The 26,711-nt window shown below is 63.3% G+C and carries 24 protein-coding genes; 7 read left to right on the forward strand and 17 right to left on the reverse strand.

What is annotated here, in order from left to right; translation table 11 throughout:
• Nucleotides 1-7: 7 nt before the first annotated feature.
• Nucleotides 8-313 carry a DUF2849 domain-containing protein gene (locus tag NKH83_RS04055; RefSeq protein ID WP_352649545.1) on the reverse strand — a complete coding sequence of 102 codons (306 nt, stop codon included), beginning with the start codon at nt 311-313 and terminating at the stop codon, nt 8-10.
• The gene (gene cysG / locus NKH83_RS04060) at nt 310-1,761 is read right to left on the reverse strand and encodes a siroheme synthase CysG (RefSeq protein WP_352476391.1); all 1,452 of its coding nucleotides are present in this window, start codon (nt 1,759-1,761) and stop codon (nt 310-312) included. Before cysG ends, NKH83_RS04055 begins: the two co-directional genes overlap by 4 nt.
• Nucleotides 1,762-2,189: 428 nt before the next feature.
• On the opposite strand from cysG, the gene NKH83_RS04065 reads away from it, so the two are divergent.
• On the forward strand, nt 2,190-2,639 hold the full coding sequence (locus tag NKH83_RS04065; protein WP_254816796.1) for a baeRF12 domain-containing protein: 450 nt from the start codon (nt 2,190-2,192) through the stop codon (nt 2,637-2,639).
• 124 nt (nt 2,640-2,763) lie between these two features.
• Here the strand turns inward: NKH83_RS04065 and NKH83_RS04070 are convergent, their stop codons facing one another.
• The 5 genes from NKH83_RS04070 to NKH83_RS04090 form a co-directional block, all read right to left on the reverse strand.
• Nucleotides 2,764-3,516, reverse strand: a complete 753-nt coding sequence (locus tag NKH83_RS04070) for an SDR family NAD(P)-dependent oxidoreductase (RefSeq protein WP_254816795.1) — start codon at nt 3,514-3,516, stop codon at nt 2,764-2,766.
• 61 nt (nt 3,517-3,577) lie between these two features.
• Nucleotides 3,578-5,830 carry a transglycosylase domain-containing protein gene (locus tag NKH83_RS04075; protein ID WP_352476390.1) on the reverse strand — a complete coding sequence of 751 codons (2,253 nt, stop codon included), beginning with the start codon at nt 5,828-5,830 and terminating at the stop codon, nt 3,578-3,580.
• 291 nt (nt 5,831-6,121) lie between these two features.
• On the reverse strand, nt 6,122-6,373 hold the full coding sequence (locus NKH83_RS04080; RefSeq protein ID WP_352448348.1) for a hypothetical protein: 252 nt from the start codon (nt 6,371-6,373) through the stop codon (nt 6,122-6,124).
• Nucleotides 6,374-6,416: 43 nt separating this feature from the next.
• A complete protein-coding gene (locus NKH83_RS04085; RefSeq protein ID WP_023675237.1) occupies nt 6,417-7,037 on the reverse strand; it encodes a ribonuclease D in 621 nt (206 codons plus the stop codon).
• Between the two features lie 103 nt (nt 7,038-7,140).
• On the reverse strand, nt 7,141-8,526 hold the full coding sequence (locus NKH83_RS04090) for a M20/M25/M40 family metallo-hydrolase (RefSeq protein ID WP_352476389.1): 1,386 nt from the start codon (nt 8,524-8,526) through the stop codon (nt 7,141-7,143).
• Between the two features lie 442 nt (nt 8,527-8,968).
• Here NKH83_RS04090 and polA point away from each other — a divergent pair, with 442 nt between their 5' ends.
• On the forward strand, nt 8,969-11,917 hold the full coding sequence (polA, locus tag NKH83_RS04095; RefSeq protein ID WP_352476388.1) for a DNA polymerase I: 2,949 nt from the start codon (nt 8,969-8,971) through the stop codon (nt 11,915-11,917).
• Between the two features lie 110 nt (nt 11,918-12,027).
• On the opposite strand, the gene NKH83_RS04100 is transcribed toward polA, so the two are convergent.
• Nucleotides 12,028-12,432, reverse strand: coding sequence for a Fur family transcriptional regulator (locus NKH83_RS04100; protein ID WP_023675234.1), 405 nt, complete (start codon nt 12,430-12,432; stop codon nt 12,028-12,030).
• Nucleotides 12,433-12,639: 207 nt separating this feature from the next.
• Here NKH83_RS04100 and NKH83_RS04105 point away from each other — a divergent pair, with 207 nt between their 5' ends.
• The 3 genes from NKH83_RS04105 to NKH83_RS04115 all read left to right on the forward strand — a co-directional run bounded on the left by NKH83_RS04105 (nt 12,640) and on the right by NKH83_RS04115 (nt 16,026).
• Nucleotides 12,640-14,841, forward strand: coding sequence for a caspase family protein (locus NKH83_RS04105; protein WP_352802206.1), 2,202 nt, complete (start codon nt 12,640-12,642; stop codon nt 14,839-14,841).
• Nucleotides 14,842-14,944: 103 nt separating this feature from the next.
• A complete protein-coding gene (locus tag NKH83_RS04110) occupies nt 14,945-15,325 on the forward strand; it encodes a hypothetical protein (protein WP_352802208.1) in 381 nt (126 codons plus the stop codon).
• Nucleotides 15,322-16,026 (forward strand): DUF4760 domain-containing protein, encoded by a 705-nt coding sequence (locus tag NKH83_RS04115; protein WP_352802210.1) that lies wholly within the window; start codon nt 15,322-15,324, stop codon nt 16,024-16,026. The genes NKH83_RS04110 and NKH83_RS04115 overlap by 4 nt, the downstream gene beginning before the upstream one ends.
• A 150-nt stretch (nt 16,027-16,176) precedes the next feature.
• On the opposite strand, the gene NKH83_RS04120 is transcribed toward NKH83_RS04115, so the two are convergent.
• Nucleotides 16,177-17,259 carry a trypsin-like serine peptidase gene (locus NKH83_RS04120; RefSeq protein ID WP_352802212.1) on the reverse strand — a complete coding sequence of 361 codons (1,083 nt, stop codon included), beginning with the start codon at nt 17,257-17,259 and terminating at the stop codon, nt 16,177-16,179.
• Between the two features lie 308 nt (nt 17,260-17,567).
• Here NKH83_RS04120 and NKH83_RS04125 point away from each other — a divergent pair, with 308 nt between their 5' ends.
• The gene (locus tag NKH83_RS04125) at nt 17,568-18,740 is read left to right on the forward strand and encodes a S1 family serine peptidase (RefSeq protein ID WP_352802213.1); all 1,173 of its coding nucleotides are present in this window, start codon (nt 17,568-17,570) and stop codon (nt 18,738-18,740) included.
• A 66-nt stretch (nt 18,741-18,806) separates the two neighbouring features.
• Here the strand turns inward: NKH83_RS04125 and NKH83_RS04130 are convergent, their stop codons facing one another.
• Nucleotides 18,807-19,157, reverse strand: a complete 351-nt coding sequence (locus NKH83_RS04130; RefSeq protein ID WP_254816784.1) for a hypothetical protein — start codon at nt 19,155-19,157, stop codon at nt 18,807-18,809.
• A 190-nt stretch (nt 19,158-19,347) separates the two neighbouring features.
• Here NKH83_RS04130 and NKH83_RS04135 point away from each other — a divergent pair, with 190 nt between their 5' ends.
• Nucleotides 19,348-19,677 carry a DUF2934 domain-containing protein gene (locus NKH83_RS04135; RefSeq protein ID WP_352649531.1) on the forward strand — a complete coding sequence of 110 codons (330 nt, stop codon included), beginning with the start codon at nt 19,348-19,350 and terminating at the stop codon, nt 19,675-19,677.
• 55 nt (nt 19,678-19,732) lie between these two features.
• Here the strand turns inward: NKH83_RS04135 and NKH83_RS04140 are convergent, their stop codons facing one another.
• The 7 genes from NKH83_RS04140 to NKH83_RS04170 all read right to left on the reverse strand — a co-directional run bounded on the left by NKH83_RS04140 (nt 19,733) and on the right by NKH83_RS04170 (nt 26,703).
• Nucleotides 19,733-20,425: a molybdate ABC transporter substrate-binding protein gene (locus tag NKH83_RS04140; protein ID WP_352802215.1), complete on the reverse strand. Its 693-nt coding sequence runs from the start codon at nt 20,423-20,425 to the stop codon at nt 19,733-19,735.
• A 131-nt stretch (nt 20,426-20,556) separates the two neighbouring features.
• On the reverse strand, nt 20,557-21,603 hold the full coding sequence (gene mgrA, locus NKH83_RS04145) for an L-glyceraldehyde 3-phosphate reductase (RefSeq protein ID WP_352802217.1): 1,047 nt from the start codon (nt 21,601-21,603) through the stop codon (nt 20,557-20,559).
• Nucleotides 21,604-21,734: 131 nt separating this feature from the next.
• Nucleotides 21,735-22,883 (reverse strand): Gfo/Idh/MocA family protein, encoded by a 1,149-nt coding sequence (locus tag NKH83_RS04150; RefSeq protein ID WP_352802219.1) that lies wholly within the window; start codon nt 22,881-22,883, stop codon nt 21,735-21,737.
• A 12-nt stretch (nt 22,884-22,895) separates the two neighbouring features.
• Nucleotides 22,896-23,642: a sugar phosphate isomerase/epimerase family protein gene (locus NKH83_RS04155; protein WP_352649528.1), complete on the reverse strand. Its 747-nt coding sequence runs from the start codon at nt 23,640-23,642 to the stop codon at nt 22,896-22,898.
• Nucleotides 23,643-23,745: 103 nt separating this feature from the next.
• The gene (locus NKH83_RS04160; RefSeq protein WP_352802221.1) at nt 23,746-24,876 is read right to left on the reverse strand and encodes an ABC transporter ATP-binding protein; all 1,131 of its coding nucleotides are present in this window, start codon (nt 24,874-24,876) and stop codon (nt 23,746-23,748) included.
• A gap of 5 nt (nt 24,877-24,881) precedes the next feature.
• Complete coding sequence (locus NKH83_RS04165; RefSeq protein WP_352802223.1) at nt 24,882-25,817, reverse strand: carbohydrate ABC transporter permease; 936 nt, start codon at nt 25,815-25,817, stop codon at nt 24,882-24,884.
• A complete protein-coding gene (locus NKH83_RS04170) occupies nt 25,810-26,703 on the reverse strand; it encodes a carbohydrate ABC transporter permease (RefSeq protein ID WP_352476374.1) in 894 nt (297 codons plus the stop codon). Before NKH83_RS04170 ends, NKH83_RS04165 begins: the two co-directional genes overlap by 8 nt.
• Between the last annotated feature and the right edge of the window lie 8 nt (nt 26,704-26,711).

Raw genomic sequence — 26,711 nt, forward strand, 5'->3', positions numbered from 1 at the left:
GTGTCATCTATGCCGCGCGTGCGGCTTGCAGACGGGCCTGCTTGCCCAGATCGTTGCGGGTGGTCGGGCCGGCGGCACGGATCTTTTCGCGCAACCGGACCGCTTCGACCGTGCCGTTGGCCACGGTCACGTCTATCAGGTTGACGTCGACCACTTCGTTGGCGGCGGAGGCCTTGGCGCCGATCGCCTCCAGCCGGTCCTCGGCCGCCTTGTCATGGGCGATGTCGGCATGGTCGATGGTCTCGGCCCAGCCGCCATTGGCGTACCAGACGGCTATGCCGTCGGCGAGGCGGTTCGCGGTCAGGACTTTCATTGGCTCACTCCATGCGCGGCAGACCGGAGCACGCTTTCCTGCCTGTGTGCCGCCAGCGGCTCGGACCGTTCGAAATTGGCGCCGGCGACCGCGTCGCCGATGATGGTCATCACCGGGCCGCTAAGGTCGGCGCGCGCCTCCAACGACGGCAGGTCGGCGAGTGTGCCGTGGAAACGGCGGCGGTTGGCAAGGCTGGCATTCTCGACCACGGCGACGGCCGTATCCGGCGACAGGCCGGCTTCGATCAGCCGGCCGGCGACCTCGGCGGCGACCGAGCGGCCCATATAGACGGCGACCGTCGCGCCGGAAATGGCGAGCTTTGCCCAGTCGGGCAGCGAATTGCCCTTGAGGTCATGGCCGGTGGTGAACACCATCGACGACGACACGCCGCGCAGCGTCAGCGGCAGTTCGAAATCGGCGGCGGCGGCAAAGGCTGCGGTGACGCCCGGAACCACTTCGTAGGCGACGCCGGCATCGCGAAGCGCCGCCATCTCCTCGCCGGCCCGGCCGAACACCAGCGGGTCGCCGGACTTCAGCCGCACGACGCGCTTGCCGGCGTGGCCAAGCTCGACCAGCAGCGCATTGATCTCGGCCTGGCTCTTGGAATGGCAGCCCTTGCGCTTGCCGACCGGCAGGCGCTCCGCATCGCGGCGGCCCATGGCGACGATCGCCTCCGGCACCAGCGCGTCATGGACGATCACGTCGGCTTCCATCAGCAGGCGATGGGCGCGCAGCGTCAAAAGGTCCTCGGCGCCTGGACCGGCGCCTACAAGCGCGATATGGCCCGATGCCGGTTCCTTCGAAAGCAGCAGGCCGACGGCCGCATCATGCGCCTGCGAAAGCTCGCCGGCCTCGACAGCGCGGGCTGGCGCGCCGCCAAAGAAATCGCTCCAGAAGCGGCGGCGGGCATTGCCCTTCGGCAGCAGTCTTTCGGCGGTATCGCGAAACGAGGCGGCGAGCGCTGCGAGCGGACCGAGCGACGGCGACAGCATGCGGTCGATGCGGCTGCGCAGCATCTGCGCCAGCACCGGGCCGGCACCTTCCGTGCCGATGGCAATGGCGACCGGCGCGCGGTTGACCAGCGCCGGCGTGAAGAAATCGCATAGCTCCGGCCGGTCGACGGCATTGACCGGAATGCCCAGCCGGCGCGCATCCCCGGCAACGCGGCGATCGAGCGCCTCGTCGCCGCTGGCGGCAAACACCATCACCGCACCGTTGAGATGTGCTGCATCATAGGCGCTGGCAATGTGGGCGGCCCCCGTCTCGGCGATAAAGGCCAGCAGCTCCGGGCTTGTTTCATCGCTGACGATGCGCAGCACAGCGCTCGACTGCGCGAGCAGCCGCGCCTTGGCCAGCGCTTCCTCTGCGCCGCCGACGATGGCTATGGCTTCGCCCTCGACCCGCATGAAGACGGGAAAGGCATTGAGCTTGGGCGTGGCTTGCGGCATGACGAGCGGAATCCTGGAACCGTTTGTCAGTTCTACGCGGGGGCGCGAAAAACCAGAAGGCACCCACTCGCGCATCGCTTCGTAGCAGGCAATCTCTTTTCTGCAAGCACGAAGGCCAAGAGAAAAATATTCCACATTCAAAGGCGGAGCAGATTGAAGCCGCTGTTGCAGCCCTTGATCCGCTGCCTTTTTAGCGGCCGGAGGAGCTAACCACAAACCAGATTTTTCTAAATTCTATCAATTTAGTAGATTAAGCCGCCGGATGCTGACCGAGCAATCGACGGCGGCCCCGCACTCTCGCCGACCTCTGTCGGAGCACCGGGTCCGAGTGCCGGAACATTCCCGCCTCGGTACGCGTTTGCCCTATGGACCCGGGCCGGTCACACCCCTGCAGCAAAGGCCCGGCGAAAATCAAAAAGGAGCGCCCCATGAGCAACGTCAGACTGAAACGCGGACTGTGGATCGTGGTGGCAGATGGCGAAAAGGCGCTGTTCCTCGAGAACCGTGGAGACGTCCAATATCCCGACCTTCAAGTCGTGCACGAGATGGAGCAGGAAAATCCGGCAACCCGAGAACAAGGCACGGACCGCCCCGGCCGCTACAGCGACGGCCCTTCCGTCCACCGCAGTGCGGTCGAGGACACCGACTGGCACCGTCTCGGCAAGGAGCGTTTTGCCGAAGAGATTGCCGACAGGCTCTACAAGCTCGCGCATCGCGGCACATTCAAGGAGATCGTGCTGATCGCGCCGCCGCCGGTGCTGGGCGACATGCGCAGGAAACTGCACAAGGAGGTCACCGACAAGCTAACGGCCGAAATTCCAAAGACGCTGACCAACCACAGCATACCCGATATCGAGAGCCTGCTGCAGGCGACCTGATCGGGCATCGGCGGCGTGCAATTTCCTTACTAATCCCAGGCTGGGGCAGGTCCTCCCGTGAAGGATAGGGAGAGGGGGTCGCCAGCGCTGGAGGGAGCGCCGACGATTGATAAAACTCAGCCGCTCAAACGTGCTGGCCGCCGTTGATGTGAATTTCCGAGCCGGTCACGTAGGACGCCTGCTGCGAGCACAGGAAGAAAATGATGTCGGCAACTTCCGCCGTGGTGCCCAGCCGCCTCAGCGGGATCGTCTCGACGATTTTTTCCGTGCCCGGCGACAGGATCGCCGTATCGATCTCGCCCGGCGCAATCGCATTGACGCGGATGCCGTGCGGGCCGAAATCATGCGCCATTTCGCGCGTCAGCGAGCCGAGCGCCGCCTTCGATGTCGCATAGGCGGTGCCGGCGAAAGGATGCACGCGGGTGCCGGCGATCGAGGTGACGTTGACGATCGAGCCCTTGGCCGATGCCAGTTCCTTGAACAGACCGCGCGCCAGCATGATCGGGGCGAAGAAATTGACCTGGAAGACGTCGCGCCAGACATGCATCGGCGTGTCGATCGAGTTCATGCGGCTGTTGCCGTCCTTGAGCTTCGGCGAGATACCGGCATTGTTGACCAGCGCGTGCAGCTGCCCGCCATGCGCCTCCAGCCGGTGGCGGATCTCGGATATGGCGATGCCGACATCCTCCTGGTCGGCGAGATCGACCTTGATGTGGTCTTCCGGGCCGGCCGGCCACGGGCAGTCCTCGGCAAATGCCTGGCGCGAGCAGGTGATGACGCGCCAGCCTTCGCGTGAAAAGCGCTTCACCGTGGCATGGCCGATGCCGCGGCTGGCGCCGGTCAGCACGATCGTCTTTCTGGTGTCGAGTTCAGCCATGTCGCTTGTCTCCAGGCGGACATGTAGCGGAACGCGGTCGCGGTTGCGAGGGGGATCAGCCTCAGCCGCCTGTCAGAATATCCAATATCGAGGTCTGCCGCTTCTTGACCGGTCCGCCGACTTCGCCGGGCGGCACCGGGTGCTTGATCGATGCGGTGGCGCTGTCGACGCCCGGCATGGCCAGGCCGCCGGCATCGACCGTCTCGGCAGGACGCACGGGACGCGAGGCCGGCTGGGTAGCTGCTGTTGGCGGCGCCGATTGGCCGACGGAAGCGACCGGCGCCGGCGGCGCCGTATCGGACGGTATCTCGTCCGGCACGATGGTGTCGGGCGGCGTCGACTTCCAGGTTCCAGGCAGCGGCCGCACCGGCACGCCCTCATGCGCGGCGACCATGAACTCGTGCCAGGCCTGCGCCGGTAGCGCGCCGCCGGTGACCTTCTTCATCGCGCTGCCGTCATCGTTGCCGAACCAGACGCCGGTGGTCAGATTGGCTGTATAGCCGATGAACCAGGCGTCGCGCGAATTCTGGCTGGTGCCGGTCTTGCCGGCCGCCGGCCAGGCGAACGCCGCCTTCCTGGCAGTGCCGATCTCGACCGTGCCGGTCATCATCGAGTTCATCATCCCCACGACATCGGGCTTGACGACGCGCGGCGCACCGCCGCCATTGTTTTCGTAGAGCACCTTGCCGTCGCTCGTCGTGACCCGGCGGATGAAATGGATGTCCGGCTTGTAACCGCCATTGGCGAAGGGAACATAGGCCGAGGTCAGTTCCAGCGGCGTCACTTCCGAGGTGCCCAGCGCGATCGAGGTGTTGGCGGTCAGCTCGGACTGAATGCCCATGCGGTGCGCCGCCTCGACCACCGCATTCGGCCCGACTTCCATGGTCAACTGCGCGGCCACCGAGTTCAGTGATTTTGCCAGCGCCGTCGCCAGCGTCACCTTGCCGAAATATTTGCCGCCGTAATTGTCGGGCGTCCAGTTGCCGATCTTGATCGGCGCGTCGTTGCGCACGCTGTCGGGCGTGCGGCCGGATTCCAGCGCCGCCATATAGACGAACGGCTTGAACGCCGAGCCCGGCTGCCGGCGCGCTTCCGAGGCGCGGTCGAACTGGCTGGTCGAATAGTCGTAACCGCCGACCATCGCGCGCACCGCGCCGGAATTGTCGATCGACACCAGCGCGCCCTGGCTGACATTGAGTTTTTTGCCGCTCTGGTCGATCAGCCGGCGGATCGATTGCTCGGCGAGCTTCTGCAGCGTCAGATCGACTGTTGTGTCGACGACGATATCGCGGCGCACGTCGCCGATCAGGTCGGGCAGTTCTTCCATGATGGTGTCGGCGACGTAGTTTTCCGAGCCGGTCCAGTAGGATGGCGCGCGTGTCGCCGGCGCGCTCATCGCCGTGGTCTGCTCCTTAGCGCTGATCTTGCCCTCGTCGCGCATCGCAGCGAGCACCAGCTGCGCGCGCTGCTCGGCCGCCTTCGGGTCGCGCGCTGGCGACAGCCGCGACGGCGCCTTGAGCAGGCCGGCGAGAAGTGCCGCCTCCGACAGCGTGACGTCACGCGCGCTCTTGCCGAAATAACGGCGCGAGGCTGCTTCGACACCATAGGCGCCAGAGCCGAAATAGACCCGGTTGAGGTACATTTCGAGGATCTGGTCCTTCGTATGCTTGTGCTCCAGCCAGAGCGCCAAGAGCACTTCCTGCACCTTGCGTTCCAGCGTGCGGTCCGGCGTCAGGAACAGGTTCTTGGCCAGCTGCTGGGTCAGCGTCGAGCCGCCCTGCGAAAAATGTCCGCCCAGCACATTGGTCACCATGGCCCGGGAAAGGCCGATCGGGTCGATGCCGAAATGCGAATAGAAGCGGCGGTCTTCGATGGCGATGACGGCCTCGGGAATATAGGGCGACATTTCGTGCAGGCCGACGGCCTCGCCGCCGCTCATGCCGCGATTGCCAAGCAGCTGACCGTCGACCGAGACGATCTTGATGTTGGGGGCGCGATCGGGAATGGCCCAGGTGGTGGCCGCCGGCATTTTCGCGCCGTAATAGACGACGATGCCGGCAGTGGCGATGCCGCCCCAGATGGCCAGCACGAAGCACCAGTAGAACAGCCGGCCAAGCACGCCGAACACGCCGCGCCGGCTTTTGCCGCGCCCGCCACGAGACGGCTTGGCCTTGGTCGATTTGCGCTTTGCAGCGGCTTTACGGTTGCTCGGCACGACGCGGTCCTCCTCGCTCACCGAAAAACCGGCCGAAGATCTCGCCCCCGGCGATGCCTCGAAGCTGGGCTCGATGCGGCTGTCTTTCCGGTTCGCCATGCGCTGTGCTGTCTTTCCGATGCCTATGGCGTTCGGGTTGAAGACTAGATGCGGCGATTTAAGGGCGGGTTAAGCCGGGAAAAATCGAAGTAAAGTGTATTCAACCGTTTGCGGAACAGGCGCGGCCCGCGACAGCGCCAAAGCCGGAAATGAAAAACCCGCCTCGGCGGACGGGTCCTTGGAGCCAATGAGCACCATAGCGAGATTAGTAGCATAGCTGCCGGCACAAAGCAAGAACAAAATATGCCTTGCCTCAGAATAATCACTTCAGTTCGGCGGTTGCGACAACCCTCAGTCGTCGGCGTCCGGATCGTCGGAGGCCGGCCGCCAGCTGATTGGCTCGATCTTCCTTTGCGTATGGCCGTCGGTATAGGCCCACCAGCCGGCATCGCTTTCGTCCCAGTCGCCGCCGGCCGCCTTCAGCCGGTCGAGCGAACGGTATTGCGCGATGCTCTCGTTCATCACGCCGTCGCTGTCCTGCCAGTAGACGGTGACCTTGGAACCGTCCTTGGGTGCCGTCTCGATTGGTTTTCGCGCAGCCATTTCAATTCCTCCCGGCCGACGGCGTTAAAGTGCCAGAAGGCCATTAGCTGTGGGCGAAGATGTCCTCTTCATCCCAGCCCATCAGGTCGAGTTTCGCACGCGTCGGCAGGAAGCGGAAGCAGGCATCGGCCTCCCTGGTCCGGTTGTCGCGCGCCAGACGCGCGCTCAGTACGTCGCGCAGTCGGTGCAGATAGAGCACGTCGGAGGCGGCATATTCGAGCTGCTCAGGCGACAGCGTCTCGGCTGCCCAGTCGGATGATTGCTGCGCCTTCGACAGGCCGACCCCGAGAAGCTCGAAGCAGATGTCCTTCAGCCCGTGCCGGTCGGTGTAGGTGCGCGTCAGCCGCGACGCGATCTTGGTGCAGAACACCGGCTCCGGCATGACGCCGAAGGCGTTGTAGAGCACGGCGAGATCGAAGCGGCCGTAATGAAAAAGCTTGGTGATGCTGCGGTTCTTGAGCAGGCTGACGAGGTTCGGCGCCTTCTTCTGGCCGGGCGCAATTTGGATGACGTCGGCCGAGCCGTCGCCCGGCGAGATCTGCACGACGCAGAGCCGGTCGCGATGCGGGTTCAGCCCTAGCGTCTCGGTATCGATGGCGACCGCCCCGACATCGTAATGCAGCAGGCCGGGCAGATCGTTTTTGTGGAAACGTATGTCGCTCATCGTCTTCTCCGGTCGCGGCCCCGTGCAGCGATGCGCGACGGACCGTGCCCGTCCTTGCCGCGATCCGGCGAAAAATCAACAAAAACTTGAGTCTGGCGCAATTTCAGCGTGTCAGCGCCTCGAGAATGCGCGCCCAGGAGCGCTGGCCCTTGTGGAAGGAGCTCATCTCGTACTTCTCGTTCGGCGAGTGGATGCGGTCATCGTCGAGGCCGAAACCGACCAGCAGCGATTCCATGCCGAGATAGGTCTGGAAATCGCCGACCACCGGGATCGAGCCGCCGCCGCCGGTTATTACCGCCGGCTTCGGCCATTCGTCCGACAGCGCCTGCTTGGCCTTGGCCAGGAAGGGCGAGTCGTAGGAAAGCTGGATTGCCGGCGAGCCGCCATGCGGATGAAATTCGACCGAGCAGTCCGCTGGCACGCGCTGCCTGGCAAATGCCTGGAAGGCGGCGCGGATTTTTTCCGGATCCTGTTTGTGGACCAGGCGGAAGGAGACTTTTGCCGAGGCTTGCGCGGCGATCACCGTCTTGAAGCCCTTGCCGGTATAGCCGCCGATAATGCCGTTGAACTCGGCCGTCGGTCGCGCCCAGGTGAGCTCGAGCACCGAGCGGCCCTTTTCGCCGGACGGAATCGACAGGCCAATCGGGCCGAGGAAGGTCTCGGCCGTCTCGCCGAGCGACAGCCACGACTGCAATATCTGCGACGGCGTTTCCTCGACGCCGTCATAAAAACCTGGAATGGTGACGTGACCATCGGCATCGTGGATGTCGGCCAGGATCTTTGCCAGGACGCGGATCGGATTGGCGGCCGCACCGCCATAGAGCCCGGAATGCAGGTCGCGGTCGGCGGCAGTCACCGTGATCTCCTCGCCGACCAGCCCGCGCAGCGAGACGCAGATCGACGGCGTATCACGGTCCCACATGCCGGTGTCGCAGACGAGCGCGAAATCGGCCTTGAGCTCATCCGCATTCGCCTCGAGAAACGGCTTCAGCGACGGCGATCCGGACTCCTCCTCGCCCTCGAACAGGATTGTGATTCGGCACGGCAATCCGCCATGCACCTGCTTCCACGCCCGGCAGGCCTCGACGAAGGTCATCAGCTGGCCCTTGTCGTCGGCCGCGCCGCGGCCGGTGATCACCTTGTGGCCGGGCCCGATCTCCTTGACCGCCGGCGCGAACGGGTCGCTTTCCCACAGCTCGATCGGATCGACCGGCTGGACGTCGTAATGGCCGTAAAACAACAGATGCGGCGCGCCCGCCGGCCCATCGTGATGCGCGACCACCATCGGATGCCCCGGCGTGTCGCGCAAGCTGGCGTCGAAGCCGATCAGCTTGAGCTCGGCGACCAGCCATTCGGCGGCCTTGCGGCAGTCGGCGGCGTAGTCCGGATCGGTGGAGATCGACTTGATGCCGAGCAGGCCGAACAGCCGTTCCAGGCTCTGGTCGAAGTTCTTGTCTAGGCGGTCGAGAACAGGGGAAACTGCGGACATCTGGCGGGCCTTTCGATTCTGGCGGCAAATCTAGAGCCCATGCGGCGAAACGGAAAGCCCGCGACCGTTGGGCCACAGCTTCCTGTCCAACGGCAAAAAAATGCCGCCGTGGTGGAGGGGAACCACGGCGGCCTTTACTCGAAACGATGCGGCAGCCCGGAGAGGGGGGATAGGCTGCCGCAAGTGTCCGGGATAGGCGGGGGACGGGCCTTGCTCCGGACTTCGGCGAAAACTGCCGATGCGTTTTATCTGTGTCTGCGAACGTGGCGATTCAAGGGCACAAAAATTACACTTTTGTAACATAGGCGTGAGCGAACAAAGCTGCGGCCAAGCGCCAGGGCCGGCCAAGCTCGCACGCCATTTGTCAGGGTGTTGCCGGAACCCTTGGCGCAAGCCGCCTTTGGCATGGACCGCGGCGCTGCGCCGCGCTATCCCTCGTGCCATGAAAAAAGGCGATCATCTCTTCCTTGTCGACGGCTCCGGCTACATCTTCCGTGCCTATCACGCGCTGCCGCCGCTGTCCCGCAAGTCCGACGGGCTGCCGACCAGTGCCGTGCTCGGCTTCTGCAACATGGTCTGGAAGCTGACGCAGGACGCCCGCAACACCGATGTCGGCATCGTGCCGACGCATTTCGCCGTGATTTTCGACTATTCGTCGAAGACCTTCCGCAACGACCTCTACCCCGAATACAAGGCCAACCGCTCGGCGCCGCCGGAAGATTTGATCCCGCAATTCGGCCTGATCCGCCAGGCGACCAGGGCCTTCAACCTGCCATGCCTTGAGACGGAAGGCTACGAGGCCGACGATTTGATCGCCACCTATTGCCGGCTTGCCGGCGAAGCCGGCGCCGACACCACCATCATCTCCTCTGACAAGGACCTGATGCAACTGGTCGGCCCAACGGTTGCCATGTACGACCCGATGAAGGACCGCCAGATAGGCGTTTCCGAGGTGATCGAGAAATGGGGCGTGCCGCCGGAGAAGATGATCGACCTGCAGGCACTGACCGGCGATTCGGTCGACAATGTGCCCGGCGTGCCCGGCATCGGGCCGAAGACGGCGGCGCAATTGCTCGAACAGTTCGGCGACCTCGACACGCTGCTTGCCCGCGCCGGCGAGATCAAGCAGGACAAGCGGCGCGAATCGATCATCGCCAATGCCGACAAGGCGCGCATTTCGCGTGACCTGGTGAGGTTGAAGAACGACGTGCCGGTGACCGAAGGGCTTGACGAGTTCGTGTTGCATGCGCCGGACGGCCCCAGGCTGATCGGCTTTCTCAAGACCATGGAATTCTCGACGCTGACCCGCCGCGTGGCCGAAGCGACCGGAACCGACGCGGGCGATGTTCCAGCCACTCCCGTCACCATAGAGCGTGCCGATACCGCGCATGGCCCCGATATGGGTTTTGGCCTGCCCGCCGCCGCCGAGAGCGCGCCGCCGCCGGACGAAGCGGCGCTCGAAGCCCCGGCTGCAGCCAAGCAAGGCGACACCCCATCCCTGCTTTCGGCGCTTCGCCTGGAGGCTGCCACCACCCGCAAGATCGACACCAGCGCCTACGCGTGCATCCGCGATGCCGCGACGCTGAAGGTCTGGATCGCCGAGGCGATGGAGAGAGGCATCGTCGCCTTCGACGTTAAGGCCTCCTCGCCCGATCCGATGCGGGCCGAACTGATCGGCCTTGCCATGGCCGTCGCGCCTGGCCATGCCGCCTATGTGCCGCTTGCCCATAAAAACGGCAATGGCGACCTGCTCGGCGGCGGCGCGGTCGAAAACCAGGTCCCGGTCCGCGACGCGCTGGCGTTGCTCAAGCCGCTGCTCGAGGACAAATCCGTCCTCAAGATCGTGCACGACATGAAATACCGCCTAGTCATCATGAGCCGTCACGGCATCGAGATCGGCCCCTATGACGACACCATGCTGATCTCCTACGTGCTCGAGGCCGGCACCCACGGTGGCCACGGCCTGGAGGCGCTGGCCGATAAATGGCTCGGCCACGCGACCATTCCGCTGAAGGAATTGGCCGGTTCGGGAAGAAGCTTCGTCGGCCTCGATCAGGCCGACCTCGGCAAGGCGACGGCTTACGGCGCCGAGCACGCCGACGTCGCGCTCAGGCTCTGGCAGGTGCTGAAGCCACGGCTTGCCGCCAAGGGCCTGGTCTCGGTCTATGAACGGCTGGAACGGCCGCTGGTGCCGGTCTTGGCGCGGATGGAACAGCGCGGCATCTCCGTCGACCGGCAGATTCTGTCGCGGCTCTCCGGCGAACTGGCACAGGGTGCCGCACGGCTCGAGGACGAAATCTACCAGCTGGTCGGCGAACGCATCAACATCGGCTCGCCAAAACAGCTCGGCGACATCCTGTTCGGCAGGATGGGCCTGCCCGGCGGTTCTAAAACCAAGACCGGCCAGTGGTCGACCTCGGCGCAGCTTCTCGAAGACCTCGCCGCCGAAGGCCATGAATTGCCGCGCAAGATCGTCGACTGGCGCCAGCTGACCAAGCTGAAATCGACCTATACCGATGCGCTGCCCGGCTTCATCCATCCCGACACCAAGCGCGTCCACACCTCCTACGCGCTTGCCGCGACGACGACCGGGCGGCTTTCGTCCTCGGATCCCAATCTGCAGAACATTCCGGTGCGCACCGTCGAGGGCCGAAAGATCAGGACGGCCTTCATTGCCGAAAAGGGCAACAAGCTGGTTTCCGCCGACTACAGCCAGATCGAGCTGCGCGTGCTCGCCCACGTCGCCGAAATCCCGCAGCTCAAGCAGGCCTTCGCCGACGGCGCCGACATCCACGCGATCACCGCGTCTGAAATGTTCAACGTGCCGGTCGAGGGCATGCCTTCGGAAGTGCGCCGCCGTGCCAAGGCGATCAATTTCGGCATCATCTACGGCATTTCCGCTTTTGGCCTCGCCAACCAGCTGTCGATCGCGCGCGAGGAAGCCGGCGACTACATCAAGAAATATTTCGAGCGTTTCCCCGGCATCCGCGACTATATCGATGCGACCAAGGCCTATGCCCGCGAGCACGGCTATGTCGAAACCATTTTCGGCCGCCGCATCCACTATCCGGAAATCAGATCGTCAAATCCTTCGGTCCGTGCCTTCAACGAGCGCGCCTCGATCAACGCCCGCCTGCAGGGCACCGCGGCCGACATCATCCGCCGCGCCATGATCCGCATGGACGATGCCCTGGACAAAGCCAGGCTTTCCGCCCGCATGCTGCTGCAGGTGCATGACGAGCTGGTCTTCGAGACCGTCGAAGCCGAGGTCGAGGCGACGATCCCGGTCGTCTGCCACGTCATGGAGAACGCCGCCATGCCGGCGGTGTCGATGTCGGTGCCGCTGCACGTCGACGCCCGCGCCGCCGACAACTGGGAAGAGGCGCATTAGCGTGCGGACGTCCGCGGCCGACCAATTGTAATCTGTAGCGATCTTTCGCGCCCCCTCTGTCCTGCCGACATCAAAAGGTCGCCACCGCTATGTTGCGGCCTAACCGGCCTTCAAGCCGCTTCAGCCAAACACTTCGCACATGTCCCACGAAACTCGATCACCGCCTTCTTGGCGGCGAAGCCGGTCGAACGCACCCATTCGTCGAGCCGGTGGCCGACATCGTGGTCGGAGAACTCGGTCACCTGGCCGCAGGTGTCGCAGATAGCAAACGCCGTCATCGAATGGCTGTGGTCGTGCGGCTCGGCACAGGCGACGAAGGAATTGAGGCTTTCGAGCCTGTGCACGAAGCCGGATTTCACCAGCGTGTCGAGCGCCCGGTAGACCTGCAGCGGCGCGCGAAAACCGCGCTCGCGCAATTGGTCGAGCAAAGTATAGGCGCTGAGCGGTCCGCTGGCGGCCTCGAGTTTCTCGAGCACGCAAAGCTGGTTCTTCGTCAGTACATCCCTTGCCGCCATGATCCCGTTCCAAGCCGCTCCGTGCCGATCGCTGCCATTAGGCATGCAATCCGGCCTCTTCCACTGAGATAGCGACGAACTGCCTTTTTTGCTACTGTTTGTATCGCAGCCGATGGTCGGCAGACCGGCGACGCCATATTCAAAATACTGACATCCTCGGCCAGGCTGGCCGTGCTTGGAAATTCGATCGGGCTTGGGGAAGCAATCATGATCAAAGTGACGCGGCGGACGCTGCTTGCCGGCACGTCCGCGCTGGCCGCTGCCGGCCTGGTGCCGTTTCGGGCATTCGCAGCGGCGCGCACCTACCATGCGCTGCTTGTTGCCTGCACCGATTATCCGAACCTGCCGAAGAAGAACTGGCTGATCGGACCGAAGAACGATGCCGGCCTGGTGCGCGATTACCTCCTGAAGTACACGCCCGCGCCGGTGAAGTTTTCAGCCGAAAACGTCGCGCTGCTCGCCAAGGATGTCGAAGGCGCCAACGGACCGCCGACACATGCGGCGATCAAGGCAGCACTCGCCGACCTTGCCGCCAAGGTCCAGCGTGACGATTTCGTCTACCTGCATTTGTCCGGTCACGGCGCGCAGCAGCCGGCGGCGAACAAGGGCGACGAGACGGACGGCCTCGACGAGATTTTCTTGCCGTCCGACATCGACAAATGGGTCAACCGCGAAACGGGCGTGCCCAATGCGCTGGTCGACAACGAGATCGGCACCGCGCTCGACGCTATCCGCGACAAGGGCGCCTTTATCTGGGCCGTATTCGACTGCTGCCATTCCGGCACTGCGACGCGCGCCGCCGAGGTCGACGACGAGCTGGAACGCAAGGTCGAGTTCGCCGATCTGGTCGGCGGCGGCGACGCTGCCAGGGCGGCTGCGGTGAAAGCCTATGACGCGATTGCGTCGGCCGCGCCGCGCGGCTTTGACGAGGACGGGCAGCGCAAGCCAGCCTTCAAGCTGACGCCGACCGGCGCCGAGCCGACCACCAAAGGCAAATTGGTCGCCTTCTACGCGGCGCAGACGGTGGAGACGACGCCCGAGATGCCGCTGCCCAAGGGCACGGCCGATGCGCCTCGATTCGGGCTGTTCACCTTCACCATCCTGTCGAAACTGGCCGAGAATCCCAACATCACCTACCGCCAGCTCGGCCAGGCCGTGCTGCAGCAATATTCGGCGGACGGCCGCACCCGGCCGACGCCGCTGTTCGAAGGGGAACTCGACGCCCGCGTCTTCGGCACCGACAAGACAGACGCGGTCATGCAATGGCCGATCGTCATCGAGAACGACAAAGCCACGATCGGCGCCGGACTGCTGCATCGCCTCACCCCAGGCAGCAGGCTCGCAATATTGCCCTCGGCGCTGTCGCCGCTGTCGGACGCGCTTGGCTATCTCCAGGTGCAGTCGGCGAAAAACCTGGAAAGCCGGGTCAAGCCGGTCGAGTTCGGCGGCAAGCCGGCGATCAAGCTGGCCGACATCCCCGCCAATGCCTATGCCCGGCTCGCCGAGCTCGCCGTCGACTACAAGCTCGTGATTGCGCGGCCGGCGGCGACCAACGGCCTCGAGAAAGAGGCCGCGCTGGCGAACTCGGTTCTCGACGATCTGGCGGCCAGGGAGAACTCAGGGTTCCACATCGCGCTGGTCGAGCCGGGCAAGAGCGCAGATCTGCGTCTCGCCGTGCTGCGCGAGAACGCCATTGCCGGCGCCGCCGAAGATGCCACCGACGCGCCGGCGCTGTGGTTCCTGCCGGCTTCGGGCGACATGACGCTCAAGGAGGGCAGCAAGCCGCCGATGATCGTCATTCATCCGGACGGCCGCGAAAAGTTGGTCGATGCCGCGGCCAAGAACCTGACGAAAATCTTCCGCGCCATCGGCCTGTCGAGGCTGGCCGCCGCTTCCGATTATCGGCCGGAAGAGGTCAGCGTCGAGTTCCGGATCAAGCGTTTTGACAGCGACACGCTGCAGCCGATCGAACCGTCGACGGTGCCGCGTGTTTCGCCCGACGATCAGGTCCACGTGCTGGCCAGGAACGGTTCGACCAACCTGGTCGACATCAACGTGCTCTATGTCGGCTCCGACTATTCCATCCAGCTTTTTCTTGCCGAGCGCCTGACCGAAGGCGCCGTGCTCGAGGAAGGCCTGTTCAAATTCACCGACACCAGCTTCGGCATGGAGCGGATGATCGCCGTCTTGACCGAAGCACCGCCGCAGAGCGAGAAGCAGGATCTGAGTTTCCTGGCGCAAGAGGGCGTTGTCTCTGTAACGCGCGGACTTGGACAACCAAACTTCTCCGATATGCTGGCCGATATCGGCAGGGCGCCGGCGACGCGTTCGGCCATGCGGCTCACCGACGACAAGGGACCGAAGGGCGCCGTGATGATCTTCCCGATGGAGACGGTGCCGCGCGCCTGAGGCGAGGTCAGGTGCCCCGGCCGGGCCTCTTGCCTAATCGGCTGATAATGAACATTCTTCGACCGCCGCTGTCGGCGGCCGAACGGAACGGATGAGGGCGTTCGTGAACAGGACCGTATTTTCGTGGCGCGCAACAACCGCCGGCCTTGTCGCCGGGCTGCTGCTGGCCGCCAATGCTTCGGCGGACGAGACTTGCGGCCTCTGCGCCAAGGAGGTCGTCATCAATTCCGAACTGGCGAGTTGCTTTCTCGACCAGTACGACCAGATCGCCAAATCCGGCAACGCCGCCGTCGTCGTCGATCTCAGCAGCTGCACCTCCCGCGGCGTGGTCGAACCATTGCCGTCGCCGGGCAAGGCGCAGGTGGCGCCTGACGTGCAGTTCATCGTTTCGCGGGCGCAGCTGGATTGCCTGAAGAAGAAGCTGGAGACGCCGGGCATCGTGCTCGACCCGTCCGCCACCATAGACCTGGACAGCTGCGGATGACGAAAGCGGGGGGCCACGCAACGCAGCAGGCAGTGACGGCGCCGGTGCCGCAAAAGAAGCCGGTGTCGCTGCCGGAAACCGTCGAAGGCCTGCCGTGGGTGAGCAATCACGAGGTCAAGAAGGAGGCGAACCCATTCACCGATCGCGACTGGCGCATGCTCGTCTATGCCTGGTCCGGATTGCTGGTGCGCCTGGCGATCATCTTCACCCTGATCTTTTCGGTCTACCAGTTCCTGGCGAACCAGGAGCAGAAGCGCGTCGAGCAAACGATGTCGCTGGTCGAGCTCTGGGAAAGCAAGGATTACCAGCAGGCGCAACGGGCCCTCAAGCAACGCCTGGCGGCGCTCAACGCCAAATACGGCAATCTGCTCAGTGCCAATCCGACGCCGACCGAGGAACAGGTGTTCAGACAACGCATCGGCATCGAAGCGATGAGCGCAACCGGCGGCGACATGCCGCTTGCCGAGTTCAGCGACAATTTCGACCGCATCGTCTATTTCCTCAACCGCCTGTCCTTCTGCGTCGAAGGCAGGCTGTGCTCGCGTGAGGTCGCCGACTCCTATTTCCGCGACTATGCCGCTTCCTTCTGGAGCTATTTTGCCGGCTATATCGACAAGGAGCGCAAGGCCGGTTCACCGACTTTCGCCCAGCCAATCGAGAACTATGTCCGCCAGGCGCCACCCTCGGCCCAGTCCAGATAATCCCCGAAAAATGCGAAGCCGGCGACGGAAATGCTCCGCCGCCGCCTTTGATTGGAGCATTTTTGCAGCCGAGTGTGATCACACTTGGCGTCGCAGAAATGCGGCTAGTAGATAACCCGCCCCGACGATCGCGGCGGAAAGTCTGCAGGCCTATTTGTACAGGCTGTTGATCCACTGGACGTTGATGGCGTTCAGACGCACGGCGGTGTTGGCATCCGGGCTCTCGGCCACGTTCACGCCGGTGATGACGCGCTGCTTTGAGCCATTGTCATAAGCGTAGACCGAGCTGCCGCTCGATCCTGGATAAGTGTCGCAGTCGTACTGGAAATACTCGGTGGCGATGTGTTCGGCGAGCACTTCGCAGGTCGCCTTCCACATCGTGCCCATCGGCTTGTCGCCGGGATAGCCGACGATGTTGGCGGTGAAGTCGCCGAGATCCACATAATTGGCATAGCCCAGCCAGCCGAGGTTGGTGCCGACATCCTGCTTCAAGGTGACGATGCCGAGATCCCATGGCACGACCGAGCCGTAAAAGCCCTGATAATTGTCGATGAAGCCCTGGACGATATAGGCGCTTTCATAGGTGAAGGCGCCGAACGGTGCGTCGTCGGCAGTCTTGCCGTTGAGAGCCGGCACGAACAGGATATCGTCCAGCCAGGCCTTGTCTTCGTGGCTGTAGAGACAGTGCGCCGCTGTGAGCACCGTGCGCGGGCCGATCAGCGTCGCCGAGCAGCTGCCATAGCTGCCGCTCTTCGATTTGCCTTCGAGGTAGCCGATCGCGGTGAACGGGTAGGTTTTGGTATTCTTGATCTGCTCTCGGTCGTCCGTCCCGAACACCTGGCGGCCTGCCTCTTCGCCTCCGCTCAGCCCGGAATTCTCGGACTTCTGTCCCTCGGCGGGCGCGTTCATTTCCCTGATGACAAGGTCCTTCAGCGTCTCGTTCGGATCGATCTTGATGTCCTTGCCATCGGCGGAGCGGCCGACGATGCCATAGGATTTGACGGCCGTTGCTTCGTCGGTGAGCGGCGCGGCGCGGTTGGCCTCGTCCTCGGTCAGTTTCGGCGGGGCGATCGGTTTCGCCCGGCCAGGCTTGTAATCGCCCGATGTCACGTCACGCATGCTTTCGCCGTTGCCGGCGTTGGCGGAACCTGGCTCGGCAGCCAAGGCAGGAACCGCCCACATTGCGGTGGAAAGCAACGCGGACGCAATAATGCACTGTGTCAGTTTTGTCATGGTGAGACTCTCCCAAAAGTCAGCAAGGACTGGATCAAGATATAGAAATATTGTCGAGATCGTGGTGGCGCCGAAAAATGAATTTGGTTGCCGGCGCCTTTACCGGGCCATTATTCAGTGCAGCCAGTTTAGGTCCCCGCCAAAAATGCCCGCAACGGTATACTGCCTAAAATAATCCAACATTGGCAACGACAAATTGCTTCCACATAGCCCGTGGGGGATTATAGATTTGGGCGGGTTTGGCTCGACACCACGATTTAGCAAAAGTGGTACTCGGTTTTGTGACGGATCACGCTCCACATCGGCGCATGATCGGCTCACCGGCCGGTTCCCATTTCAGTGGATCGCGCGTCGAGGCCGATCTGTCGGAACATCGTCTCAGGGGGTTCGAGGTGAAGATCATCCACAGGTTCAGACCGATTGCTGCCGCCTCGCTGCTTGCCATCGCGGCGGCCTTGCCGGTCGTCAATTCCGTTCATGCCACGGACGCGGCCGCCCGGCCGGAGGCGGCGATCTCGCCGATGAAACGCGTGGTCGAGGCCAGGGCAAAAGCCAAGGCGGAGAACCCCGACGGCACCGATCGCGTCTACGGCGGCAAAGAGGCCGAGAAGGGCGCCTACCCGTTCCAGGTGGCGTTGCTGACCACCGGCAAACTGGACGAAAGTCCGGCCTCGCAGGCAAATGCCCAGTTCTGCGGCGGCAGCCTGATCGCGCCGCAATGGGTGCTGACGGCGGCGCACTGCCTCAACGACGACGGCGAGCCGATTTCGCCTGATGTAGTCACCGTGCTCACCGGCGCCACCGATCTCAGCGAGGGCAATCGCTACAAGGCGGTGGAGATCATCGTCAACGAGGGCTACAGCGAGCAGACGCTGGACAACGATCTCGGCCTGATCCGGCTGGCCGAGCCGGCCGATGCCCCGATCATCAAGATTGCCCGTGAGCCGACCCCCGACGCCGGCAAGACCACGGTCACCGGCTGGGGCAAGATGCAGGACGGAACATTTCCCACCGCGCTGATGGTTGCCGACCTGGACCTCCAGCCGAACGCAACCTGCAACAACGGCATCAAGGCGATTTATGCGCGTGATTTGAAGGCTGCGCTCGGCGAGCTCGCCCGCCGCATGCGTTACTCGGAAAGGAGCATCGAGGCGGCCGCCAATGCAATTGCTGCTGATATGGCCGATCCGCTGACCGGCAACATGATCTGCGCCGGCACCGTCAGCGGCGAGCGCGACGCCTGCAATGGCGACAGCGGCGGACCGCTGTTCATGACCGGCGCCGATGGTCCGGTGCAGGTTGGCGTCGTCAGCTGGGGCGAAGGTCCGGCCGACGGCAGCACCGCCTGCGGCCACAAGAACGCCTACGGCATCTACACGCGGCTGGCCAATTACACCGGCTGGATCGAGGAGAAGATGAAGACGGCAGCGCCTGCAGCGCCCAAAGCCCTCGGCACGGCGCAGAAGCCCGCCACGCCCTGACCGGTGTCATTTGCTGAACGACGGGGGAGCAATCCCGCCGTTTCTGCCCGGAACCTTAGGTTTGGACTAGAACCAGCGATCGCGGCGCTGGTCTGTGGCGGCCAAGGTGAGGCCCAGTAGCGCCCCTACGGCCGCTCCGAGTATGAATGCGGACGATACCGTGCCGGGATTCTCCTGGACGACCCCGGACACCGTCTGCGCCCTGTTGCGCAGGGCTTGTGCCGTCCGGGAGGCGCGCTCGGCAGCGCTGTCATACCAGTCGCCGGCGTCTTCGATCGCCTCTTCCGCGCGTTCGGCCAAGGTCCGATTGATCTTGCTGATCTCGCGCTTCAGCTGCGCGACCTGCTTCTCCAGGGCTTCCTGAGCTTCACGTTGAGTCATCTTCGGTGTTGCGGATTCGTTCGGTTCGTCGGCCATGGTAATCTCCTTTGCTCAGGTTCGGCTCAACGGCCGGCCCGCTATCTAGGTTCCTCCGCAAAACGCATCTGTCCGGTGTTTGTTCGATGAGAGACCGGGTTTTGTCCGGCATGTGTGCGAAATCGGCCTGAACATAGGATCGTTCCGGCGCTCCCCGCGTTGGTGAAAACGCCACAAGGGAGGAACCGTCATGGACAACGATCGGCATGAAAAGATTCGGCAGCGAGCCTATGAAATCTGGATGCGCGAGGGCCGACCGGATGGCGCGCATGAGCGTCATTGGCAGCAGGCGAAGCAAGAGCTTGGCTACGATGAGACGACGACCGGTCAGGCTGATGATGACGCGGCCGAGCACGGTCCCACTGGAACGATCGCCAGTTCCGACGTTCTGACGGTCGAGGCACTGGCGATGCGCACCGGGATAACCGGTGATCAGGCGCAAGAGCTGATCGACAGGCTTGGCAACGACAGGGCGACGCTCGAGCAAGCCGCGCGGAACATCAAGGCAGCCGAAAGTTAGAGCCTGTTTGAGGAGAAATCTCCAACGTGCCTCTGGCGTGATTCATCGCACGCTCTTAGCGGCGCTCGACACCCTTTGCCGCCAGCATGTCGTCAACGGCTGCCGACATCAGAAATTCCGACAGCTGCTCGGCAGCTTCTGCGTTCGTTGAACCGGCACTGATGCCAATGGCGAAGTCGACGTAACTTTGGAGTTCTGCCGGAAACCGACCGACAAGCACGACCTCGGGAGCGGCCGCGAGAATCGAAGTCACGGGAACGACCCCCAACTCGGCTTCCCCACGGCCCACGGCGGGCGCTGTCTGCCCTCCTGGTATGGCCACCAGCTTCGGCTTCACCTCATCCGCTATCCCCAAGCGTTCCAGCAAACCGGAGAAGTAGCCACCGCTGGTTCCTTCACTGGCATAGGCGATCGATCTGGCGCTCTTCAACGCCTGTTCGAATGCTTCCACGGACCCGATATCGAGCGGTCGACTGCCCGCCTTGGCTGCCACCCCCATTGCTATCCGGCCAAACGCCACCTGGCTCCCCGCCTTGACCTTTCCCGAGGCAGTCAGATCCTGAACCAGGTCCGGATTGGTGATGACGAGGTCAAAAGCTTCCCCAGCTTCAATCTGCTTCTTTACTGTCGGATTGAGCTCCCACCTGACCGCAACCGTGAATCCTGTGGCCGTTTCGAACTGGGGTATGAGGGCTAGGATGGCGGGGCGGACCGCAATAGCGCCAAAAAGCCGGGTTTCCTGATTCATGGCCTAATCCCGAATCGGTCTAAACGACTTCCTTACAATGCGCATCTGGCCTTCATTCCACGGCTGCCCGGCCATTCTATGCTCAGCGTCGCGGAAGCCGTCACTGTTTGGCGACCGGATGCGGTCGTCGCCTACTTCCTCGGCGGCCCCTTGCGCTCGGCCGATGCCGCCCAGAGGTTGATGTCCGACTCGCGGGCAAAGGTATCGATCTCGGCGAGCTCGGCATCGCTGAAGGCGAGCGCCTTCAGCGCCCCGACACAATCCTCGACCTGTTCCGGCCGGCTGGCGCCAATCAGCGCCGACGTCACCCTGCCCCTGCGCAGCACCCAGGCCAGCGCCATCTGCGCCAGCGTCTGGCCGCGGCGACGGGCGAGGACGTTCAGCGCCTCGATATTGGCGATCGACTTGTCGTTGATGAATGCCGGGCGCAGCGACTTGCCCTGGCTGGCGCGGCTGCCATCGGGGATGCCGCCGAGATATTTGTCGGTCAGCATGCCTTGCGCCAGCGGCGAGAACACGATCGAGCCGACGCCAAGCCCCTCCAGCGTATCGAGCAAGCCATCATCCTCGACCCAGCGGTTGAGCATCGAATAGCTCGGCTGATGGATCACGCAAGGCGTGCCGAGCTGCTTCAAAATATCGGCGGCCTCGCGGGTGCGCTGCGAATTATAGGAGGAAATGCCGGCATAGAGCGCCTTGCCCGAGCGCACCGCGTGATCGAGTGCGCCCATCGTCTCTTCCAGCGGGGTGTCGGGGTCGAAGCGGTGCGAATAGAAGATGTCGACATAGTCGAGCCCCATCCGCCTCAGGCTCTGGTCGAGGCTGGCCAGCACATATTTGCGGCCGCCCCATTCGCCATAGGGCCCTGCCCACATTTCGTAGCCTGCCTTGGTCGAGATGATCAGCTCGTCGCGATAACCGGCAAAGTCCGTCCGCAGGATCTCGCCGAACGCCCGCTCCGCCGAGCCGGGCGGCGGGCCGTAATTGTTGGCGAGATCGAAATGCGTGATGCCCAGATCGAAGGCCCTGCGCGTGATCGCCTGCTTGGTTCTATGCGGCGTGTCGTCGCCGAAATTGTGCCACAGCCCAAGCGAGATCGCCGGCAGCTTCAGGCCGGACCGCCCGCAGCGATTGTAGACCATCTTTTCGTAGCGGTTTTCGGCGGGAACATAGGGCATGGGAAATCCTCATATCGAAACGAGCCCGACGGCTGCCGCCGCGATGACGGGCAAGTCGAGTCCGGCCCACCCTTAGCCTCTCCCCGCGCAAACGGGGAGAGGCTTTTTGCGGTGCTTGGGAGGTGCGCCGACTACTTGGTTTTCTTCTTCGCCAGCAGCTCCTTCGCCGCCTTGACGCCGAGTGCCGCGGGCCGCTCGCAGCTGGTCTGCATGGCGACGAACTTTCCGGTCTCGCCCGAACGCAACAGGCCGGTCATGACGTCGACGGCATGCAGCGCCAGTTCCATCGAGCAGCGGTGCGGCCGGCCTTCTCTGATCGCGATCGCCATGTCGGCCAAACCGGCGGTGCGGTAGTTGGCCATCATGCCTTGCGAATGCATCTCGTTGGGCACGCCGAACGGATGCGGCCATTTCGGCAGCTTCTTCACCGGCTTGGCGGCTTCGGTGTAGCGCACCTCGCCGCCGAAGAAGTTCGGATCCGGCACGAACACCGTGCCCGCCTCGCCATAGAGCTCCATCGGCGCGTGGCCGTGGCTCCAGACATCCCAGCTGGTGTTGAGCGTCACCACGGCGCCGTTCTCGAATTCCAGCACGCCATGGATCGTCGTCGGCGTGGAGACCGGGATCTTTTCGCCGGCGCGCGGCTTCGAGCTGATGATGCGTTCCGTCATCGGGATCGAAGCGAAGGCGGCGACCCGCTTCACCGGCCCGATCAGCTGGATCAGGTTGGTGATGTAATAGGGTCCGGTGTCGAGCACCGGCCCGGCGCCCGGCTGGAAGAAGAAGTCCGGATTGGGGTGCCAATGCTCCATGCCATGGCTCATCACATGACAGGTGCCGCTGGTGACCTTGCCGAGCCTGCCGGTGTCGATCAGGTCGCGGACAAGCTGGTGGGCGCCGCCAAGGAAGGTGTCGGGGGCAGAGCCGATGCGCAGCCCCTTGTTTTCCGCGCGTTTCTTCAGGTCGAGCCCTTCCTTGACCGACAGCACGAAGGGCTTCTCCGAATAGACGTGCTTGCCGGCGTCTAGGATCTGCTTCGACACCTCGTAATGCACCGCCGGAATGGTCAGGTTGACGATGATGTCGATATCGTCGGCCTCGAGCAGCCCCTCGACAGTCTCGGCGCGCAGCTTGAACTCTTTTGCCCGCGCTTTCGCCGCTTCCATGTTGATGTCGGCGCAGGCGCGCATTTCGATGCCGCGAAACAGCGGCGCCAGAGAGAAATAAGCCTTCGAGATGTTGCCGCAGCCGATGACGCCGATCCCAAGTTTTGTTGCCATGCTGATGTGCTCCTAATAGGTCTTGGCGGCTGCGATCGAGCGGCGGGCGAAGCGCTCGATGTCGTTGGGATTGTCTTGTTCCATGACGTAGTATTTCGCAGCGCTTTTGGCGCGCAGCGCCTTGATCAGGCCGGGCCAGTCGATGGTGCCGTGGCCGACGTCGGACCAGCCGTCCTCGTCGAGGCCCTCGCCCGGCTTGGCCAAGTCCTTGACATGGACGGCGACGATGCGCTTGCCGTGCTTCTCGATCCAGGGCAGCGGATCGACGCCGCCGCGCACCACCCAGGCGACGTCCATCTCCCAGCCGATGTCGGGCGCGGAAGACAGGATATGGTCCTGCGGCACCGAGCCGTCGGCGAGCGCCTTGAATTCGAAATCATGATTGTGCCAGGCAAAACCATAGCCGGCTTTCCTGGCCGTCTCGCCGACTTTGGCCAGGCGTTCGCCGAAGCCGCGCCAGCCGGCCGCATCGGCCGGCCTGAACTCGGCGTTGAGGAACGGGCAGATGAGCAGCGTCATGCCGAGCGCGTCGGCCGTCCTGCGCACACCGTCGAAATCCTTCTCGAGCGCGTCGATCGAGAAATGCCCGGTCGGCATGGCAAGGCCGTTCTTGTCGAGCTCGGCACGGAACGCCTTGGGATCGTCATAGACGCCGCCGAACCCTTCGACTTGGCTGTAACCAAGCTCGCCCAGCATTTTGAGCACGCCCTCCCAGGGCTGGAAATTACGCGCGCTGTAAAGTTGAAATGACCAGTTCATCGTCTCTGTCCGTTTCTTGGGGATGGTTATTTTTGGGGGGATGAGTCTTGGGGATGGAAGAGTCTTGGGGGAATGGAAGAGTCTTGGGAGGCTATATCATGCTCTAGAGGCGGTTACCTGTGGCGGCGTCGAACAGCGAGGCCCGCATCGGGTCGAAACCGATGCCGACCGCCTCCGCGTTGTTTGGCGTGCGCTCGGCTGTCACCCGTACCGTGAAATTCTGGCCGGCGAGCTTCAGCCAGACCAGCGTGTCGGAACCCATGGGCTCGACGACCTCGACATTTGCCGTTGCTGCGAACGGCCATCCCGTGCCACTGTTGAACGCCACGTGCTCGGGGCGGATGCCGAACACGGCCGGCCCCGGCACCGGGTCCTTCTCGAAAGCATAGGTGGCAAGCGGGATCCGCACATCCTCGACGACGAAGTGCCAGTCGCCGTCCGCCTGCTCCAGCCTGCCCTCGAGGAAATTCATTGCCGGCGAGCCGAGGAAGCCGGCGACAAACCGGTTGACCGGCCGGTTATAGATGGTCTGCGGCGCATCGAGCTGCTGGATGACGCCGCCCTTCATCACCGCGATGCGGTCGGCCAGCGTCATCGCCTCGATCTGGTCGTGGGTGACGTAGATCATGGTGTTCTCGAGCTTGCGATGCAGCAGCTTGATCTCGACGCGCAATTCCGCGCGCAGCTTGGCGTCGAGGTTGGAGAGCGGCTCGTCGAACAGAAAGACATCGACGTCGCGCACAAGTGCGCGCCCGATCGCCACGCGCTGGCGCTGGCCGCCGGACAGGGCCGCCGGCTTGCGATGCAAAAGCGGTTCGATCTGCAGGATCTCGGCGGCCCGGGCGATGCGCTTGGCGATCTCGTCCTTGGCGAGACCGGCAACGCGCAGCCCAAACGACAGGTTCTTCTCCACCGTCATCTGCGGATAAAGCGCGTAGGACTGGAACACCATGCCGATGCCGCGATCCTTGGGCTCTTCCCAGGTGACGTTCTTGCCCTTGATGAAGATGCGGCCTTCGGAAACGTCGAGCAGCCCGGCAATGCAGTTGAGCAAGGTCGACTTGCCGCAGCCGGACGGGCCGAGCAGCACGATGAACTCGCCTTCCGCGACATCGAGGTTGAGCGTCTGCAGCACCGATATCGCGCCGAAATTCAGCGACAGGTTCTGGATCGAGACGCTGGTGCCGTTTGCCCCCTTGCTGCCGTTTGCCGCAATGCTGCCGTTTGCGTTCATCGCCATCATCCTTTCACCGCGCCGGCGGCGATGCCGCGCACAAACAATTTTCCGGACAGGAAATAGACGATCAGCGGCACCAGGCCGGTCAGGATGGTGGCTGCCATGTTGACGTTGTATTCCTTCACGCCTTGCACCGAGTTGACGATGTTGTTGAGCTGCACCGTCATCGGATAGGTGTCGGGGCGGGTGTAGACGACGCCGAACAGGAAGTCGTTCCAGATGCCGGTCACCTGCAGGATAATGGCGACGACGAAGATCGGCAGCGACATCGGCAGCATGATGCGGAAATAAATGCCCCAGAAGCCGGCGCCGTCGACACGCGCCGCCCGGAACAGCTCCTCCGGCATGGAGGTAAAGTAGTTGCGGAACAACAGCGTGAGGATCGGCATGCCAAAGATGGAATGGACGATCACCAGGCCGCTGAGGCTGCCGTAGAGGCCGACTTCGCGCAGGATGATGACGATCGGATAGATCATCACCTGATAAGGGATGAAGGCGCCGACGATCAGGATGATGAAGAAAGTGTCGGCGCCTTTGAAGCGCCAGTTGGCAAGCGCATAACCGTTCACCGAGGCGAGCGCGATCGACAGGATCACCGACGGGATGGTGATGCGCACCGAATTCCAGAACCCACGCGACAGCCCGTCGCAGTTGAGCCCGGTGCAGGCGCTCGACCAGGCCTTGACCCACGGCTCGAAAGTGATCTCCATCGGCGGCGAGAAGATGTTGCCGAGGCGTATCTCGGGCATGCCTTTGAGCGATGTCACCACCATCACGTAGAGCGGCAAAAGATAGTAGAGCGCCACCACGATCAGCGTGCCGTAGAGGAAGATGTTACGGCGCGAGAATGTGTGGCGCGGCTTCGGCCCGCTCGGCCCGTAGCCTTCCAGCCCGCCGGCGCCGGCAATCGCAGGCGATGAAACGGTATGGTCAGACACGCTTCTTGCCTCCGAACTCGAGATAGGCCCACGGCACGATGACGATGATCACCGACAGCAGCATCATCGTCGAGGCGGCGAATCCTTGGCCGAGGTTCTGGGCGAAGAACATGTAATCATAGACATATTTGGCCGGGACTTCGGAGGCGATGCCGGGCCCGCCGCTGGTCTGGGCGACGACAAGGTCGTAGACGCGAACGATGTTGGAGGCGACGATGACCAGCGTGGTGATGAAGACCGGCCGCATCATCGGTATGATGATGAACAGATAGGTCTTCCAGGTCGGTATCCCGTCGACCCGCGCGGCCTTCCAGATATCCTCGTCGATGCCGCGCAGGCCGGCCAGCATCAGGCACATTATGAGCCCGGTGCCTTGCCAGAGAGCGGCGATCAATATGCCGTAGATGACGATGCTGGAATCATAGAGCGGATTGAAGCTGAAGCTCGTCCAGCCGAGGCTGCGCACCACTGCCTGGACACCGAATTCGGGGTTGAGCAGCCACTGCCAGACCAGACCGGTGACGATGAAGGACAGGGCGAAGGGATAGAGGAAAATGGTCCGGAACGTGTCCTCGAACCGGATCTTCTGGTCGAGCAAGGCAGCAAGCAGAAAGCCGATCACCAGCGAGAACACCAGCGACAGCACGCCGTAGATCAGCAGGTTCTCGATCGAGATCAGCCAGCGCGGCGTCGCCCACAGCCGATAGTACTGGTCGAGACCGACGAAATGCAGCCGCGGCAGCAGCTTGGAATTTGTGAAGGAATACAACACCGTCCAGAGGGTGCCGCCGACAAAAATCACCAGCGCGGTGAAAATCATCGGGATCGAAGCGACTTTCGCATTGAGGTTGCGAAAGAGTTGGCTAGGGCGTTCGCTCTTGCTCATCTGCACAG

It is taken from the genome of Mesorhizobium sp. M0909 (genome assembly GCF_040319515.1).
GTDB lineage: Bacteria > Pseudomonadota > Alphaproteobacteria > Rhizobiales > Rhizobiaceae > Mesorhizobium.